At 38.6% G+C, this 17152-nt stretch carries 24 protein-coding genes; 16 read left to right on the forward strand and 8 right to left on the reverse strand.

Annotated features, from left to right (window positions below; all coding sequences use genetic code 11):
- Positions 1 to 185: 185 nt before the first annotated feature.
- Positions 186 to 626 (forward strand): hypothetical protein, encoded by a 441-nt coding sequence (locus MN086_RS03615; protein WP_248576694.1) that lies wholly within the window; start codon positions 186 to 188, stop codon positions 624 to 626.
- A gap of 71 nt (positions 627 to 697) precedes the next feature.
- On the opposite strand, the gene MN086_RS03620 is transcribed toward MN086_RS03615, so the two are convergent.
- Positions 698 to 1288, reverse strand: coding sequence for a hypothetical protein (locus MN086_RS03620; protein ID WP_248576695.1), 591 nt, complete (start codon positions 1286 to 1288; stop codon positions 698 to 700).
- 261 nt (positions 1289 to 1549) lie between these two features.
- Here MN086_RS03620 and MN086_RS03625 point away from each other — a divergent pair, with 261 nt between their 5' ends.
- From MN086_RS03625 to MN086_RS03670, 10 genes are all read left to right on the forward strand, one after another.
- Entirely contained in the window at positions 1550 to 1825 is a 276-nt protein-coding gene (locus MN086_RS03625; protein WP_248576696.1) for a GNAT family N-acetyltransferase, read from the forward strand.
- 523 nt (positions 1826 to 2348) lie between these two features.
- Complete coding sequence (locus tag MN086_RS03630; protein WP_248576697.1) at positions 2349 to 3062, forward strand: carbon monoxide dehydrogenase beta subunit family protein; 714 nt, start codon at positions 2349 to 2351, stop codon at positions 3060 to 3062.
- Between the two features lie 117 nt (positions 3063 to 3179).
- Positions 3180 to 4259, forward strand: coding sequence for a transketolase C-terminal domain-containing protein (locus MN086_RS03635; RefSeq protein WP_248576698.1), 1080 nt, complete (start codon positions 3180 to 3182; stop codon positions 4257 to 4259).
- 12 nt (positions 4260 to 4271) lie between these two features.
- Positions 4272 to 5168, forward strand: coding sequence for a thiamine pyrophosphate-dependent enzyme (locus MN086_RS03640; RefSeq protein WP_248576699.1), 897 nt, complete (start codon positions 4272 to 4274; stop codon positions 5166 to 5168).
- Between the two features lies 1 nt (position 5169).
- Complete coding sequence (locus tag MN086_RS03645) at positions 5170 to 5880, forward strand: 2-oxoacid:acceptor oxidoreductase family protein (RefSeq protein WP_248576700.1); 711 nt, start codon at positions 5170 to 5172, stop codon at positions 5878 to 5880.
- A 13-nt stretch (positions 5881 to 5893) separates the two neighbouring features.
- Complete coding sequence (locus MN086_RS03650) at positions 5894 to 6118, forward strand: 4Fe-4S dicluster domain-containing protein (protein WP_008242038.1); 225 nt, start codon at positions 5894 to 5896, stop codon at positions 6116 to 6118.
- 201 nt (positions 6119 to 6319) lie between these two features.
- A complete protein-coding gene (gene tig, locus MN086_RS03655; RefSeq protein WP_248576701.1) occupies positions 6320 to 7579 on the forward strand; it encodes a trigger factor in 1260 nt (419 codons plus the stop codon).
- A gap of 15 nt (positions 7580 to 7594) precedes the next feature.
- Positions 7595 to 8260: a leucine-rich repeat domain-containing protein gene (locus MN086_RS03660; RefSeq protein ID WP_248576702.1), complete on the forward strand. Its 666-nt coding sequence runs from the start codon at positions 7595 to 7597 to the stop codon at positions 8258 to 8260.
- A 77-nt stretch (positions 8261 to 8337) separates the two neighbouring features.
- Complete coding sequence (locus MN086_RS03665; RefSeq protein ID WP_248576703.1) at positions 8338 to 8745, forward strand: group III truncated hemoglobin; 408 nt, start codon at positions 8338 to 8340, stop codon at positions 8743 to 8745.
- Positions 8746 to 8757: 12 nt separating this feature from the next.
- Positions 8758 to 9120 carry a hypothetical protein gene (locus MN086_RS03670; protein WP_248576704.1) on the forward strand — a complete coding sequence of 121 codons (363 nt, stop codon included), beginning with the start codon at positions 8758 to 8760 and terminating at the stop codon, positions 9118 to 9120.
- Between the two features lie 39 nt (positions 9121 to 9159).
- On the opposite strand, the gene MN086_RS03675 is transcribed toward MN086_RS03670, so the two are convergent.
- Positions 9160 to 9642, reverse strand: coding sequence for a rhodanese-like domain-containing protein (locus MN086_RS03675; RefSeq protein ID WP_248576705.1), 483 nt, complete (start codon positions 9640 to 9642; stop codon positions 9160 to 9162).
- Positions 9643 to 9704: 62 nt separating this feature from the next.
- A complete protein-coding gene (locus MN086_RS03680; RefSeq protein WP_248576706.1) occupies positions 9705 to 10151 on the reverse strand; it encodes a hypothetical protein in 447 nt (148 codons plus the stop codon).
- A gap of 177 nt (positions 10152 to 10328) precedes the next feature.
- Here MN086_RS03680 and MN086_RS03685 point away from each other — a divergent pair, with 177 nt between their 5' ends.
- Together MN086_RS03685 and MN086_RS03690 are read left to right on the forward strand one after the other, a co-directional pair.
- Positions 10329 to 10703, forward strand: coding sequence for a hypothetical protein (locus MN086_RS03685; RefSeq protein ID WP_248576707.1), 375 nt, complete (start codon positions 10329 to 10331; stop codon positions 10701 to 10703).
- A 102-nt stretch (positions 10704 to 10805) separates the two neighbouring features.
- Positions 10806 to 13430 (forward strand): AAA family ATPase, encoded by a 2625-nt coding sequence (locus tag MN086_RS03690; protein ID WP_248576708.1) that lies wholly within the window; start codon positions 10806 to 10808, stop codon positions 13428 to 13430.
- Positions 13431 to 13516: 86 nt separating this feature from the next.
- Here MN086_RS03690 and MN086_RS03695 read toward each other — a convergent pair whose 3' ends face one another.
- Positions 13517 to 13909: a hemerythrin family protein gene (locus MN086_RS03695; protein WP_248576709.1), complete on the reverse strand. Its 393-nt coding sequence runs from the start codon at positions 13907 to 13909 to the stop codon at positions 13517 to 13519.
- A 132-nt stretch (positions 13910 to 14041) separates the two neighbouring features.
- Positions 14042 to 14353, reverse strand: a complete 312-nt coding sequence (locus MN086_RS03700) for an ATP-dependent Clp protease adaptor ClpS (RefSeq protein ID WP_248576710.1) — start codon at positions 14351 to 14353, stop codon at positions 14042 to 14044.
- 258 nt (positions 14354 to 14611) lie between these two features.
- Here MN086_RS03700 and MN086_RS03705 point away from each other — a divergent pair, with 258 nt between their 5' ends.
- Positions 14612 to 14950, forward strand: coding sequence for a group III truncated hemoglobin (locus tag MN086_RS03705; RefSeq protein WP_248576711.1), 339 nt, complete (start codon positions 14612 to 14614; stop codon positions 14948 to 14950).
- A 43-nt stretch (positions 14951 to 14993) separates the two neighbouring features.
- Complete coding sequence (locus MN086_RS03710) at positions 14994 to 15374, forward strand: hypothetical protein (protein WP_248576712.1); 381 nt, start codon at positions 14994 to 14996, stop codon at positions 15372 to 15374.
- A gap of 53 nt (positions 15375 to 15427) precedes the next feature.
- Here the strand turns inward: MN086_RS03710 and MN086_RS03715 are convergent, their stop codons facing one another.
- On the reverse strand, positions 15428 to 15622 hold the full coding sequence (locus MN086_RS03715) for a hypothetical protein (RefSeq protein WP_248576713.1): 195 nt from the start codon (positions 15620 to 15622) through the stop codon (positions 15428 to 15430).
- Between the two features lie 176 nt (positions 15623 to 15798).
- On the opposite strand from MN086_RS03715, the gene MN086_RS03720 reads away from it, so the two are divergent.
- Positions 15799 to 16140 (forward strand): hypothetical protein, encoded by a 342-nt coding sequence (locus MN086_RS03720; protein WP_248576714.1) that lies wholly within the window; start codon positions 15799 to 15801, stop codon positions 16138 to 16140.
- Positions 16141 to 16224: 84 nt separating this feature from the next.
- Here the strand turns inward: MN086_RS03720 and MN086_RS03725 are convergent, their stop codons facing one another.
- Both MN086_RS03725 and MN086_RS03730 read right to left on the reverse strand, forming a co-directional pair.
- Positions 16225 to 16506, reverse strand: coding sequence for a hypothetical protein (locus tag MN086_RS03725; protein WP_248576715.1), 282 nt, complete (start codon positions 16504 to 16506; stop codon positions 16225 to 16227).
- A 281-nt stretch (positions 16507 to 16787) separates the two neighbouring features.
- Entirely contained in the window at positions 16788 to 17105 is a 318-nt protein-coding gene (locus tag MN086_RS03730; protein ID WP_248576716.1) for a hypothetical protein, read from the reverse strand.
- Positions 17106 to 17152 lie beyond the last annotated feature (47 nt).

Here is a 17152-nt window from a genome sequence, read left to right on the forward strand (position 1 = left end):
TGTGAAATAATTTGCAGATAATGCTACTTTTTTAGAGTACTTTCAATCATTTTGGACATACTTCTGGTTTATTATGATACAATTATCTTATGGGATATGGTAGATATTTCTAAGAAAAAAATACTATCATATCTTCATGCTTTTCATTGGAAATGAGAAGCTAACTTATTTTAGGAGAAATTGTAATGAGAAATGAAATTAAAGCTAAACTGGAAGAAATCGTAACGCTTATGAACGATCCAGAAGAGACTGTATTGGATAAAGAAATTAAAGAAAAACTGGAAAAAATCGTAGCACTTCTAAGTAATCCAGAAGAAGTTGCAACTGAACAAGAAACTAAAGAGAAACTCGAAGCAGTTGTAGCACTTGTCAATAATGTGATGGTAGATCCGGATATCGATATTGAATACTGTATTCCTGATGTAGCGACAACAGCAGAGACTTGTGATATTTCCGGAGACCCTTATATCTTAGTGACTTATGTTGTGAGTGAATATACAAAACCGACACGTAAAATCCGTTTAACACCTACATATCTAAACAATACAGCAAAAGCGATAGCTAATTTAGTTACTTTCTCTATTGAACAATTTAAAACAGAGATAGATTCTGTAGAAATGGGTTAAAAGATATCTCTTTAAGATTAAGAGATTTCCTATAGGCTAAAAAATTTATTTTTAGCCTCCTACTTCATAACTTACTTAACAATCCCGTGGAATTGTTCATAGACTCTCTTCACATATTTTGGTTTAAGACCTGTCGTTTTAATCTCTGCGAGCTCTTGCTTGATATGCTCTTGTGTAATGGCAATAAGATTTTCCCATCTTTTAACTAAAAAGTTTCTCACATCTGTTTCAAAATCACCGTTATACTCCGGATATGCAGCATTTAATTTTTCTACAACATCACCAAACTCTGTTGCTTTGATCAGCTCTAACTGTTCTTTAGGATGCGTTTTTTCGACATCTACAAGGTGTGCCCAGCCAGTCTCCACGATGACCTTTAACTCTTGTGCATAATCTCTCTCTTCATTCGGAAACTTTTGGACCAATGCTGCAGCGATATCTTTGAGCGTATTGGCATTGACGATCTCCAACTCTTCTTCAAAACCCTTGAGGTTTGCTTCATACTCTGCTGCATCTTCATACATTTTTGCGATCTCAGCATTTTTGCTGTTGACCTTATCGTTGTTTTTGGGAGCAGTATTATCTCCAGCTGCATCTGCATGCGCAGCTTTAAGTTCTTCCATTTGTAATTCTAAATAGAGCTTTTCTTTCTTTTCAGCCATAGTATCAATACCCCATAATGATTTTTTTGTATTCTAGCATTTGTTATTTAATTTGTAATTAAACAATGTAATTCAGGTATGAACTCAACATCACTGAAGATAAACGACCCAAAGGAATGGAGGCTTGAAAGGGCTTCAGAGCGCACTATGCAGCTGTTCAATGATAGTTGTAAAAGCAGGGTAAAGAGTGACAAATAGATCTCTTTAATAAATTGCAGAGAAAAAAATGATAAAATACGCAAAAAATAAAAGGAAGATATCATGTCCAACAGACTAATTCACAATGAAGATGAATGTAAATATGAATACCATATAGATGACCATATAGCCTATATTACGTATGATGATCAAGATGGGAATATGCATTTGACAGAGACCCAAGTACCGGATGCATTAGCAGGTAAAGGTCTTGCCAAGACACTTTTGGAAGATGTACTAGAAGAGATCAGAAAAGCAAATAAAAAAGCTGTGGCAAAATGCTCATATATCGTAAAATATCAGGAAAAAAACCCAGAAAAAAGTGATCTGTTCGCATAGATCTATCTTATGAAGAGGTTTAAAGAGATTTAGACCTTTTCCCTGCCATAATTTCATAGATCTGATATGATCAACCACTACCACACTCAAATCTTTCTATAACCTTTTCTGTTACCTCATACTAAAAGATAAATTGCATACTATAAATATAATGAGAAACGCATCACCATTAAAAGATACAGGTATTTTTATTTGCTTTATTGTATTTATGACTTTGATGACTTTTTCCTATGATTTATGCAACATTTGGTAACGATTTGACCGATATCTGCAACATTTAGTAACGATTTGAGATAAGTATACCGTTTAAAAGGGGTCTTGTCTTCTATATTTAAATTATATTCGATACTATTAGACACAAATTCATGTTTCTCAAAGATTGAAGGTGCCTAATGTACTTTCTATTTGAGAAACTTTATATCTACTGATAATGAATTTTAAATGTTTAATACACTGGAATTTAAAAATGTTTTAATACACTTTAGTGTATTTTTCGAAACTTCATACATATAAGGAGTCAACTATGACGAAAATCGTAACAGAAGGTCCTGCTGGGTATATGCCACAGTCAGCACCGGCAATGGGGGTAGAGCTTCCAAAAGAGGGTGAAGCTCTACTTTATGGTAATGTTGTCACGCCTGAAGAGGCAATGAGAGATGCTGCTAGAGCATTACTCACAAGAGACAACCCAACAATCTTCCCTGGTCCACAAGTTTTATGGGACTGGAAAGATGACGTTGCGGAAAAAGCTGCAGCAATTTTAGATCTTGCATCTGAAATTCCAAACTGTAAAATTATTCCAATGCCAGATTACAGACCAAAATATCCAAAAATTGATGTTAAGGCTGAAATCAATCCAAATCACCCAAATCTAACAATCTTAGATAACAGAATCAAAGCTTGTATTTTTGTTGGTGTGCATTGTCACTATGCTAACCTTTCACTTAGAATGATTCGTGCTGGTACTGATTGTTATACTACAGCATTATGTGCTTATATGGGACATGAAGAAGCTATGGCATCAATTAGAGATCTCCATGCATCAGACATTCAAAAGTTCAAAGAGATCGTAATTGAAGAGAGAAATAAATTAGGTATTGAGTGGGAAACTACTTTACCACCTGAAAATCCATCTTTAGAAGAAGAAGAGTTTACTACATTATCACCGGCTGATTATGGCGAGTACAGAAGTCTCATCATGACTAAAAAAGGTGAGCACGTTACTGACGTCGAATAAAGGAGAGAATCAATGGATGCAAGTCAAAGACCACAATTAGAAAAACAAAAAGTAGATATAAATTACTTACTAAAAGAGGCTCCAAGAGAGCAGCACTTTATTACAGGTGCACAGGCGATGGCGGAAGCTGTTAAGAGAGCAAACGTTGATATGGCGATTGCGTATCCTATTACACCGCAATCAGAGGTAATGCACCTTGTTGGTGATATTTATGCACAAGGTCACATCAAAGAGTACTATAGAGCGGAAGAAGAGCTTGGTACTATGTCAGCGATAGCTGGTGCGGCAAGAGCAGGTGTTCGTCTATTTACAGCAACATCAGGACCAGGACTTCTTAGAGGTCTAGAGGCAATCGTATCATGGTCTGGACACAGAGTTCCAGCGGTACTTGGTATCTTGACTCGTGTTGTTAACGCACCGTTGTCAATTCAGCCAGATAACATCGAAATGGCATACATGATGCACTGTGGTGCTGTAATGCTACATGCTGAAAACCAACAAGATACATTTGACTATACATTGGCAGCATTTGCTATCACTGAAAAAGTTGATGTATATATTCCAGTAGCTGTTGCAACAGAAGGTTTCTTCGTAACACACGCTAAGGGTTATGTTGATATGACAGCTGATGATATTTGTCTTAATGACTTTGACCCGGTTGCAGCTCCGGTTCCAGCTATGGATAACGAAACTCCACCGGCTAGAATCCAGCGTGATGCACCAGTTCAAAAGTCAAACTTCATGTCTTACTTGATTCACTCAGTATGGCAGCAAGAGATCTGGGATTCAAACCAACGTGCGATGAAATATATCTATGAGTACCTTGGTGGACCGATCGAAGTTCAAAACCCTGAAGCTGATGTATTTGTTCTTGGTTCTGGTTGTGCTGCAGCACAATGTAGAGAAGCACATAGATATGCTCAAGAAGAGGGCTTAAGTGTTGGTTTTGTTAAAGTAAAAGCAATCAGACCATTCCCAGTTGATGAAATCAGAGAAGCATTAAAGAATGCTAAAGCGGTAATCGTTCCTGAGCACAACATTATCGGTTGGTTATGTAAAGAAGTTAAAGCAGCTATTCCAAATGGTGGAATCGTTGTAGAGGGTCCAAGAGTATACGGTGGTATGACACTTCCAGTAGAATTGATCATGAAAGAAATTCACACTGCTCTTGGTCTAGAGTACGATCTAAAACTATAAAAAGGGGATAAAATGAGCTTAAAATATATAACTCCGGCAGAGAGATTTAAAAAATATTTACCAAAAGATTATGTTGAGTTAGTTGACTACGGTCCGTTTGGAAAAACTCAAGATGAAGCTGGTCCAGGAAACATGGGTCAGTTCAAAGAATTGATGGAAGAACACCCAATGTGTTCTGGTTGTTGGATGGCGTATTTCATTAGATTGATCTTCGCTTCACTTCCAGCACCAGAAGAGACTGTAACACTAGGTACAGCTGGATGTGGTCGTTTGGCTATTTCTCAAGCAGCTGTTCCATTCATCTATGGTAACTACGGTGACCAAAATGCTATGGCTTCTGGTCTTACACGTGCATTTAGAATTCGTTTCCCTGAGAAACACAAAGATGTTATCACTATCGCTGGTGACGGTGGTACTATGGATATCGGTTTCTCTATGACTATGCACTCATGGATCCGTGGTGAAAAATTCACAACGATCATGCTTGATAACGAAGTTTACGGAAACACTGGTGGACAAGAGTCTGGTATGTCTCCTAAAGGTGCTATCCTTAAAATGGCTCCACTCGGTAAAAAAGGTGAGAAGATGCCTGCAACTGCATTGGCGCAAGCTGCTGGTTGTGTGTATACAGTAAGACTTTCTCCAACAAACATCAAGAAAGCTGCAAAAGTTATCAGAAGAGCGATCTTTGTTGCTAGAGAAGTTGGTCCTACATTTGTTCATGCATATACTTCATGTAACATTGAGTACTCTATCCCTACAGAAGATGTATTTGCGGATGCAAAAGAGAAAGAGAAAACAAGATTCCAATTCGAAGAGTACATGACTGATGAAGCAAAAGCTGTAATCGATCGTGTAGAAGCTGAAGAAAAAGCAGCTAAAAGAGCTAAAAAAGCAGAGGTGGTTTAATATGGCTGAGCAAAAGAAAAAAGAACGATATAATATTAGAATTTCAGGACTTGGTGGGCAGGGTGTTGTAACAACTGCTCACATCCTTGGTTCTACTATGGATAACGCAGGTAAATATGCATCTTTGGTACCATTCTTTGGTTCTGAAAAAAGAATGGCACCTGTTGAAGCATACGTAAGAGCTTCTTCAGAGCCAATTTACGAAGTGGGTGAAGTTGTTTACCCTGATATTATTATGATCTACCATTCACAAGTTGTTACACATGGTAAATCATATACAATGCCTTTCTATACAGGTCTAAAGCCAAACAGTTTGATCATTATCAACACTGACTTTGACGTTCTTAATGAAGATGATATTAAAGTTCTTAATGACCTAAATGCAACAGTTGTACAATTTGACGCAACAGCATTGGCACTCAAAATCGCTGGTACTGAACTTGCTACGAACATGGCAATGATGGGTATGCTTCTTGGTCTTACAAAACTTGTAACAACTGAAAACATTGAAGCAGCGGTAAGAGAAAGATTCTTGGGAACTTCATTCGTTTCTTCTGGTGGTACAGCAATGCTGGATTCTGCTATTGAGAAAAAGTTTAAGAAAAAAGAAGAATTGCTTGCTAAAAACATGGAAGTTATCAACAAAACTTTCGAGATGGCAAAAACTGTAGACTTGACTGGTGATGAGCTAATTACTAGACTAGACGTATAAGGAAGGGAAATCAATGTATTATGTAGCAAAAGTAGATGCAGACAAATGTGCTGAATATAAGTGTAACACGTGTACTCTATATTGTCCAGAAGCGAATACGCTTATGTTCGATAAAGAGAGAAATACATCATGGGTAGATGAAAACAGATGTAAAGGGTGTGCACTTTGTGTATACGTTTGTTCTGACATGCTAGATAGAAATTGTATTACAATGGAAATGGCTGGTCACGAAGAGTAGTCTCTTCAACCCCATTGGTCACCCTCCCGGGTGGCTTATCTCAATGATCTCTCTGATCATCCAATACTAAAACCTCTCAAAAACTTTCTATTATAAATCTTTAACAGTACAATTGAAGCTGTTTCATAGCTTAAAACTATAGATTTGTTAATTTTAGACAATAATGCTAAAATTACGCAATTTAAAACCGAAAGGATTGTATTGAAAGTTACAGTAGAAAAAATAGATGATGTAAATTACATTATAAGTGGTACTGTCGAAAATAGCGTGATCGAAGAGAAAGTCGCTAAACTTAAAGAAGAAGCAGAAAAAGCACCTAAAGACGAAGAGACTACCGATGAAAACATCGAGCAAAATGCTGCAAGTCAAGTATTTCAAGATTTCATCAATGCCGGTATTCAAGAAGGTAATTTGGATGTTGAAAACATATTGGGCCAACCGGGACTCAAAAAATACGAGCAGTTAGACGACAGTATCTACTTTGAAGTAGAAGTAGCTGTCAGCCCTGAGATCAATGTGGATGACATTGATTTTGACGAGATCGCACCAGATTATACAAAACCTACTGCAAGTCCTGAAGCTGTAGAAGCAAAACTTGCAGAGTTCGCTCAACAACAAGCGCCATTTACCAAACTTGAAACACCAAAGCCGATAGAAATCGGTGATGTCGCTGTGATCGATTTTACAGGGTATATCGATGATAAACCATTTGAAGGCGGGAGTGCTGAGAAGTTTAACATTAAAGTAGGGTCTAACAAGTTTATCCCAGGATTTGAAGAGCAGCTTGTCGGTATGGAGTATGGGGAAGAGAGAGATGTGATCGTTACTTTCCCAAAAAACTATTCTGCCGATGATCTGGCGGGTAAAGAAGCCAAGTTTGTTGTTAAACTGCATGAGATCCAAGAGCAAAAACCGGTGACGATAGATGATGCGTTTGCACAAAAAGTATTAAACAATAATACTGCAACGGTTGAAACACTGAAGAAACAGTTTGGTGAACAGGTCACAGCTGAAGAACTCTCACAGATCTATATGCGTGATCTTAAACCAAAGATCGTAGAAGCATTGCTTGCAAAATTTGACTTTACTTTACCTAACAACGTTGTAGAGACAGAGATCGATGCAAAGGTCCGTGAAAAGACCAGAAGTTTCACGGAAGAAGAACATCAATCCTATGTGAATGATAAGGAAAAGTTCAGACAGCTCAGAGAATCTGTACGTGAAGAGGCAAGACAAAGTATCAAGTTGGCACTTATCGTTGAAGCTTTGGCTAAAAGAGAAGGCATTGATGTACATGAACAAGAGGTGATCGCTGCACTAGGTTACCAAGCGACAATGACAGGTCAGGATCCACAGGCATTGTTAAAGTACTACCAAGACAACAACTTGATGACAGCAGCAAAAATGGGACTCACTGAAGATAAACTTTTTGGTCATATACTCGGCTTCCATAAAGCATAAGTACCTTCCTTCGTCATGAATAAAACAGATGAACTCTGGGTTCACGCACTTTGGGAGTGGGCAGATGAAAACGCAGTCCCGGACCTACAGTGGGTAGACCATGATTCATATCTGAAGGGCGGTTATTTCAAAGGGTTGCCAAGAAGCAAAGAAAAGTTACTGAAGCTAACGGAACTGAACCTTCTTGGTGCCCAACTGACTGAGCTGCCGGCAGAAATAGGCAACCTAACACACTTAAAGAGACTCTATTTGTTAGGGAACCGGCTTACGCAATTACCCTCTGCGATAGGGAAACTCGTGAATCTGGAAGAGCTGTATCTACCGGGCAACCAATTAAGCAGCTTACCCAAAGAGATAGGGGCTTTAAAAAACTTAAAGCTTCTTCTTCTCCAAGAGAACCGACTCACAATACTGCCAAGGCAGATCGGTGACCTTATAAGTTTGACAACCTTGGAACTTGGCGGGAACCAGCTGACATCTCTGCCCGAAGAGATAGGAAAACTTACGACCTTAAGTAAATTAACCCTTTGGAAAAACAAGCTCACAAAACTTCCTGATGAGATAGTAGGTCTTGTGAATTTGAGAGAGTTGGATTGTATTTACAATAGACTAGCCTTGACAAAAGAGCAGGTTGCATGGCTAGAGGCCCTGCTAACCAAAGAGTGTTCAGTCAGTGTGTAATGCTGCAAAGCATGTACACGTAAATACACTTGTAGTATAGTTTAGCTATACTCTCAGCATTAATATTAGGAGAGACAATGCCTTATGATTCAGTTGACAGACCTTCCATAGAGAGAATGGTACGTGAGTTTTATACTGATGTACTTCAAGATGATATCCTGGGTCCTATCTTCATCAAAGCTCTGGGGAATGATCTAAAAAACGGTAAATGGCATGAACATCTTAACACACTCTATAATTTTTGGATGCAAATGATGACAGGTGAGTCACCATATCAGGGACACCCTTTCCCTCCGCACGCATTTCTGGGACCGCTTTCTCGAGAAACGTTTGAACGCTGGTTGGAACTCTTTCATCAGACGGTCTATCGGCTCTTTGTTCCAGAGATCGCGGAGAAGTTTTATAAAAAAGCGGATATCCTGGCAGAGCAGTTCATGGATAACCTTGGTATCAATGATGATGAAGATGATGATGACGATTACTAAAAAGGAGATGAAATGAGTGAACAGGCAAAAATATTGGCAGAACTGCAGGCGATCATTATGACCATTTTAAAAAATGGATCTGCCTCAGAAGCTGAAGGTAAGAGGATAGATGAGCTTGAAGCCTTGCTGCTTGAGCAAAAGTGTTATACAGAGATCGATCATGAAACATACGAGTATCTAGGAGAAGAGATCGCAGGTCTCTTTGCCAGTGACCACACTATGGAAGCCATAGAGAAAATGTGTGAGAGTGAGATCACACCTGAGGATTTCTTTGGGTTTATAGCCTATCATGATGAAGATGAAGAGTATATAGATCTCTTTACCGATGCATTTATCGCAGAGGTAAAGAAGGTCTATGAGTCAAAGTGTTCCTAGCAGCACTAGGCTCATAATTTAGGATAACTGCCGTTATATCTATTTTTCCTTTTTCAATACAACATCACCTAATCCTGTTTTTACAGGATACCCCGCGTTTGCCCAGCCTTTTAATCCGCCCTGAAGCGTTGTGGCATTCTTATAGCCCATTTTTCTTAAAACTTGTGCCGCCAAAGCTCCACGTCCACCTCTGCGACAGTAGGTGACAATGTCCATATCTTTATCCGGAATAAGTGTATGAATCTCCCACTCCAGATTTCCACGCGTTACAGCAAGAAAACTCTCTTTATTAAAATCATCAAAGGGTATGCTTCCCTCTGCATGCTGTTCGGTTTCACGTACGTCTAAAACAATAATATCTTCACCTTCATCAAGCAATATTTTTAATTTTTTTGGTGTGATTTCACCTACTTCTTTTTTTGCCTGATTGATTAAATCCATTTTGCTCAATGGCGCTGCCACCAAACTGGTTGATGTAATAACTACTCCTATGAATAAGAGTTTAACTAAGGTGTTTTTCATTATATATCCCTTTTTTCGGTTTTATATAATGTTACCGATACTCTATAAAAAATATGTAAAAGTTATTTTGCGTTCTTAGCCTGTATCACGGGATTTTTCATCACAGCAGCACGTACATCTTCATTTTCATCTATCATTAATAGATCCAATATCTCAGCCGGGGTACTTGGATTGACCGCAAGAGATGATCGTACATTCTCATCTTCATGTTTACTGAGCTCTTTGAGTATCTCTACAGGGGTATTCGGGTTTCCTGCGATCCAGTAGGAGAGGTCACTGTCCTGGCTTAGTTCAACCAAAGTATCTACGGGTGTATTTAAATGTTCTGCAACAAACTGTTTGACCAGAGGGATCTCATCTTTACTCAGTTTCACTAACGTCTCTGCTGATGTATTGATATGTGCAGCGACACGTACGCGTACAAATGGATTCTCTTCTGTACTTAATTGATCTAAGATCTCAGCGGATGTGTTTTCATCTTGTAATAGTGTTAATGCATCTGTATTCATTTTCGTTGTTACCTTTATCGTTTTTCATCTTTTTTAGCAATGAATTAGTTGGATGCATTGTAGCTTTTATATCTTAAATATTAAAGCTTCGCAGCACGCCTCTGATGTATGAAATAGGGTTTTAAGTGAATTTACAATATGATGGCCTAGAAAAGTCCAAAAGGAATAGACAGAGCAATGGATACAACGATCGATATACACTTTTATGTAACAGAAGAACAACAAGAGACGATAGCATTGAGAGCATCGGAAAACGGCTTTGATGACATCACCGCATACCTAAAAGTAGTGGCACTCAAAACGCAGGCATTTACGCTTACACCTGCAGGTTCATCAAGCGGGGAAGCATCTGTAGAACTTGGATTTAAAGTCACAGAGGCACAGAAAACAAAAATAGAAGAGAATATGAAAGAGAGCGGTTGTGAAGACCTTGAAAGCTATCTCAAATATGTTGCATTGCATGCAGTGGTCACGGCAGTCGTAGAAGTACGTTCAACAGGAAGCCTGGATGCCATGTTGGCACGTATTGCCAAAGCAAAAAGTAACGGCTAGTTTTTACACTAGTCAGTCATATCCATAATTAAGATAGAAAAGCTACAATTCACTTAATTAATTATAGAGATCAAACAGATCCAAACCAATAAGAGTAAACACATGACAGAAACAGAAGCATTAGTCAAAGCAAATATTGAAAAATACAAGAAACTTGATAAAGGTGAGTGGGATGAAGAAGCCCTCATAGAGGCGCAGAACAATATAGAATTCGTTAAGCAGTTCAAAGCAGAACTCTCTAAAGAACTTTTTGGACAGGATCAGGCGATCAATGTGGTTGCCAACAGTATGAAAACCACTGTCAAGGATCAAAAAGGACCGAAGGCCACCTATCTTTTTTTAGGACCTCCGGCTACGGGTAAGACCTTCCTCGCAGAGTTGATGGCAGAACATATACCGAAGTATAAGATCATGAAGTTCGACATGACACAGTACCATCAGCAAAACGGTGGAGAGTTGTACGGATATCCTGCCGGATGGAAAGGGTATGGTGTCGGTCAGCTCACCGGCTTTGTACATAGAAATCCCAAGGCTGTCATCGTACTTGATTCTTTTGAGAAGTGTGACAATGTCATCCAAAACAACCTTTTTTCCATCTTTGAAGGCGGTAAGATGCGTGATGCATGTGGTTGGGATAAGATCACAGATGAGCCGTGTAATGAAGACCCTGATATTATCTACAACGATGAAAATGCAAACTACATGGTGGATTTTACAGAAGCAATTTTTATCATTACGACGAGTGTAGGTAAAGAGCTCTACCAAGACTACAGATTTCAAGATCTGGTCGAGAAAGATTATGTACAAGCCGAATCTATGATCCTTGAAGCGATCAAGAGAGAGAAGAAGCGTGAGAGCAGAAGCGGTGGTGTCCAGGAAGCCATCGTACCCGAACTTGTTTCCAGGTTCTCTAAAGCACACATTGTCCTCTTCAATAAGCTGGAGTATGACGCCTTTGAAAAAATATCCAAAAGGGTCTTTCTGGGCTATAAAGATGAGTTTTATGACCAGTATAATATCGAGTTTGTTGTAGGGAAGAATTTTGATAACTTCTTGACGATACAGATGCTTAACTTCGCTCCGGAACTGGATGCAAGACGTCTTAAAGAGAAGGTGAGTACTTTCTTCTTTAACAGGATCACACAATTCATGCAGGATTCGGATAAGCCGATCATGTATTTCAAGCAGATAAAGGTATCTCTCTCCAAAGAGTCTGTAGCATTTATCAAAGAGCGTGTCATGCCGCTTATTGAAAATGAAACACTGGTAAGAGAGTTGTTCAGAAAAAATACGACACTGGATATCAGCGATACCATTTCTGAGAAGAACGGTGTGATTACCTATAAGGTCAACTCGTGCAAGTTTTCACAAGTCGTGAGGATCAAAGACTTTAGCGAAGATGGTCTTGTTTTTGATATCCCTAATGTCTCTTTTAATGATATTGCGGGGCACCATAAGGCAAAACAGAGACTAGGCGAGGTCATCAATTTCTTTAAAGAGCCGAAGCTCCTGGAAAGTTTTAATATAGCGCCGCCGAAAGGTATGCTGTTGTATGGACCTCCGGGTACAGGAAAGACGATGCTCGCAAAAGCGTTTGCCAAAGAGGCGGAACTCCCTTTTATCTCGACTACGGGACTTGAGCTGCTACAACCTGAGAAGACCAAATCGATCTTTACACGGGCAAAAGCGTATGCACCTGCTATCATCTTCATTGACGAGATCGATACCATAGGAAGACGTGACGGCGAAAACGGCAGGGAAGTACCTATCAACAAACTCCTATCGGAGATGGACGGTTTTGCAGGGCGAAAAGGCGAAGATATCTTTGTGATCGCTGCAACCAATTATAAAGAAAATATCGATCCTGCCATTATCAGACCGGGAAGGGTAGAGATTCATATAGAGGTCAACAATCTTGATAAAGATGCAAGACAGTACTTCTTAGATAAAGTGATCAATGAAAAACCTACCAGTGGTACATTTGATATGAAGAAACTGCTGATGTATACCACAGGGTTTACAGGTTCCCAACTTGAAATGCTAGGAAAAGAAGCTTCTTTCTACTGTCTGCGTCATGGCTTGCCTGCAATCACCCAGGACATTCTCATTGATCAGATCAATACGATCAAATATGGTGAGAGACAATCTTACCTCTCTCTTGAACAGATGTTTGAAGAGACTGCAGTCTATGAAGCGGGACGTGCAGTCATCTCCAAGGTGTTAATGCCTCATATTCATATAGAGCATGTAAGCATTACGCCTAAAGACAATAATGAGCATTTCATTTCGCACAACTACAGTGATGTGCAAGAGAACATGACGGTCAAAGATTTTAAAGACAAGATATCTGTATCACTGGCGGGAAGAGCAGCCCAGATCAAACAGTTCGGTGATATAGAAGGCATGGACTCCGGTGCTTCAAATGACCTGCAACAGGCCACACGTGATGCCTACGTAGCTATCGCACATTACGGAATGGATAAAGAGGTCGGATATATCAATATCAATGGTGTGATGGATGCACAACAAAAATCTGTTGCCAATAAAGATACAGAACACTATCATGAGAAAATAGACTCGGCACTTGAACGCTGGATGACTGAAGGTCAACGCACAGTGGTTGATTTGGTTAATGAGAATTGGAGTACGATAGAAAAACTCTCTAAAATTCTTCTTCAAAAAGAGATCATCTATGCAGATGAATTGGATGAGATCCTGGCAAGTTAATATGCTATGGGAGTAGGGACTTTAAAATAAAGTCTCTCCAAAGAACAGATTCATGTTAAAATGGAACTGTGCTTTAAGCGTACACCTTAGCCGATGTTCGGCGCAGTTTGTGCATCCCATTTTGAGATGTGTTGTGTGTACCACTTTTTAAAGTCTTTTTCCAAAAAGCCCTGCAGCTCTTTTGGACCTTTGAGTACTTCCCAACGTTTATGAAATTTTTCCAATTTCTTTCTTATGACATCATGATCGCTTTTATGCATCTGCATGTCGGAGTAAGCACTCTGCTCCATCATGTCTTCTTCAGTTTTAAAGTGGTTCTCTATTTCAGTGAGGAATCCCGGGAAGAGTTCATCCACTTTTTCTACATCTTTGGCTTTCACAGCATCGTAAAAATTGTTGATCACTTCCATCTCATCTTCATGCAGCATATTCATCATGGCATTTGCCACTTGTTGCACATCTTGTGGTTGAATTAGCATTTTACCTCCATACAATTGGTTTACAAAAAAGATTATAGCTACAAAAGTTTATAGTTACTGAAAGATAGCAATATGTTTCAATATTTAAAGTCTAAATGAGTAGATGGAAACGTGAGATACGATAGACTAAGATTACACTTCTTCAATCAAGCACACTAGATCAAAACCTTCTTTTTTTGCTTTTTCTTCGATCATCTCTGCTTTGGTTTGCGCTATTTCAAACATATATCCACCACAAAACCCTTCACCATTGGTGACGATCTCATGGGCAATAGCTTCTGCCTCTTCCTGATCTTTATGAAACACTTCTTTGAGCATTGTCATACAAAATTCCCATGAAACATGCTTATCATTGATGATTGAAAGAAGACACATTTTAGGTGTATCGAACTCTGTTTTCAAGTAAGCTTTGAGTGTTTTGGGCTTTTTAATCGTTACTGGCATAGTGTTCCTAACTGCTCTAGATAATTTATCGTTTACTATTATACCCAAAAAACCTATAGGTTACTTCGAGGGGGTGTGATGCTATCTATTGGATACAGCAGATAGAGAGGAAAGAAGTGTTCCGGTTTTTGATAAATCCTGCTATAATTCCATTTCAAAAAAACATCTTATTAGCGTGAGTGTTTACAGACGGTTTGTATAAAAGGATCAAGCATAGAACTTCAAAGCAGTATTAACAGAGAAAACCTTCGGATCTTAATGACTTTGTTTTATGAGAAAGCGTTAGAAGATGAAGTCTTGGCTCCTTTTTTTATAGATGAGATCGGTGATGATCTAAGCAGTGAGGATTGGTTTGAACACATAGATCTTTTAGCAGATTTCTGGTTGGCTAAAATGCTGGGAGAAGACACGTACTACGGAAATTTCGTAGGTGCACATGTCAAGATGCCTCATTTAAAACGAGAAACGTTTACGAGATGGCTGGAGCTGTTCTCAAAAACAGCCGATGAAGTCTATGTTGCTGAAATCGCTGAAGGATTCAAGAAAAAAGGCGATCAGTTTGCTAAACAGTTTCTCAACACCAAGAAAAAGATCTAAATACGTTTTTCATAGTTGATATGTTTTGAATGAAAGGAAAAGAATGAATAGAGATAAAAAACGGAATTTACTTTTCATACAGGATGAGAGGTCGGAGTTTGATGCAGAGACCAAAATGTTCAATACATTGTTCAATAGGGTCGATAAAGCGTTGGGAAAGGAAGAAGCATTAAGACTTTTTAATGCAAACGACTATGATATTGTGCTGAGTGATCTGAGTGTTGAACCTGAGGGTGCTGGGCTTTTAAAACAGATGAAAGACCTAAAATCTGAACAAATCATATTCGCCTTGGTCTCACCCAAAGATACAGATAAACTTTATGGGATAGCTGACCTGGGTGTCAATGCCTTTGAATTGACACCAGAGTACTTTGATCAAGCCTTGGAGCAAATTGCACTGTTCGACCCTACTCAACAGCAATAATCATTATTACGTTTCAACATAAGGCACAAGTCTTTCACTTGAGCGTAATCTATTTATCTGCAACCACACCTGCAACCGTGTATTTTTACCTGGTCTTCTTTAAAGATCTCACGCCAGATCTCTAACTCCATCTCCGTTGGTTTTAAGAGATTACTATGTGGTCTTTTCTTTACATCTATCAAATCATTGTTGATCTTATTGAGCCCAGTCAGTACGTTTTCTGTCAGTGTCAAATCTAATTTACTCATGTGTAATCCTTTCTTCATAGTTCTAAATATAGCATAGCATATTATTCTTTATTAAAAATTATATGGTTTATTTATCTCATTGCCCTTAAAAATGGTTTTAACCTGATGCGTTGATATCAAAGGGTATAAGTAAGTCTTCTTTCGCTAAGATGTCACATCTAAGATAAAGGCCAAAAATGGAACAGATAAACAGCTTACTGGAGAAGTACAACCACTTTAAAGATGCTCAGATCCGCTCAGTGCAATCACTGTCAGAGACTTCAAAAGTTGTGACGATTGTTGTACAGGATGATGAGGGGGAAGATCTTCATACGATCAATATCGTGTGCAAAGATATTAAAGAGTCAAGAATCCTTCAAAACAGTGTCCTCTCTTTTCTTGATATGATGAGTGGTATCAGTATCATCAAAGAGCATGATCTCTATGGTTTTGCGGTCGGTAGCGGCACTGCTATGTTACATGTGCATAATGCACCTATGTATATCATAGCTTCAGATATCACTGTGGAAGAAAAATAAAAGAGGGTGGAGAGGAGAGGTCTCTACCCAGTGATGAAGCGTACTGCTTCTGAATAGACATGCCTCTTCAAATAAGCGCAGCGGCTATGAACATCCGCATGAACCACCATCAGTACTACAGCTGCCTGCACTGCTAGTACCGCAAGAACCACCTGCATTAGGGTTCTCAGCTACTCTGATCAAAAACGCGTCATCTGCTGTCTTTTGTGCAAAAAAGTGGTGTTTTGAACAAAACTCCTCATTCATGAACTCTGCTACGATTTTTGAATAATTGTATGCATCCTGCTGAGTGTCAAATGTTTTTTCACTTGCATATTCACTTCTTTTAAAACATCCACATTCGTGTTCCATTTGTACTGTATACATAAACTTTTTTCCTTTTGGTCATTTATTTACGGGAGTATAGTTAGTAAAACTTTAAATAAGATAAAATTACTCCTAAAAGTATACATTCTTTATAAAAGTCAAAAGAAGTACAAAAGTTTATAGAGGAGGGGTTCAAGCATTGGATTATATTACATATTTAAGATGGGATTCGAAATCTTGGTGATTCTTATTAGCAGTTGAGTCATTTTTTAGATTAGTCAAGGAGTGGTTTTTGTTCTACCTTGACTTAGAATAATAATTATTTATTACGCAGGACTTTATTAGTTTGAGCCACTCTCTTTTGGAGGTACTTGGCTGCCGTCAAATCCAATGGTGACATCACTTTTCTTTACGAGTGTATTCGCATCTTCGATGTCATCATCGTCCTCATCATCAGGTCTTACACTGCTATGTATGATGATCTTGTCACCATAATCTACGGCTTCAAAAAAGTGTGTCATACAAAACTGTTGATTCATCAGGCACTCTAGAACACGTGCTTTGTTATACATATCTTCTCTTGATTCGAATGTCATAGTTTTTTCAAATCCGCTTTTTTTAAAGCAGCCACACTCTTTTTCAATTTCTAGGGTATACATACTATTTCCTTTATTTATACGATTTATAAGAGGTTTATATCATTTAA

Origin of the sequence: Sulfurovum sp. XGS-02 (assembly GCF_023213175.1) — a bacterium.
Lineage (GTDB): Bacteria > Campylobacterota > Campylobacteria > Campylobacterales > Sulfurovaceae > Sulfurovum.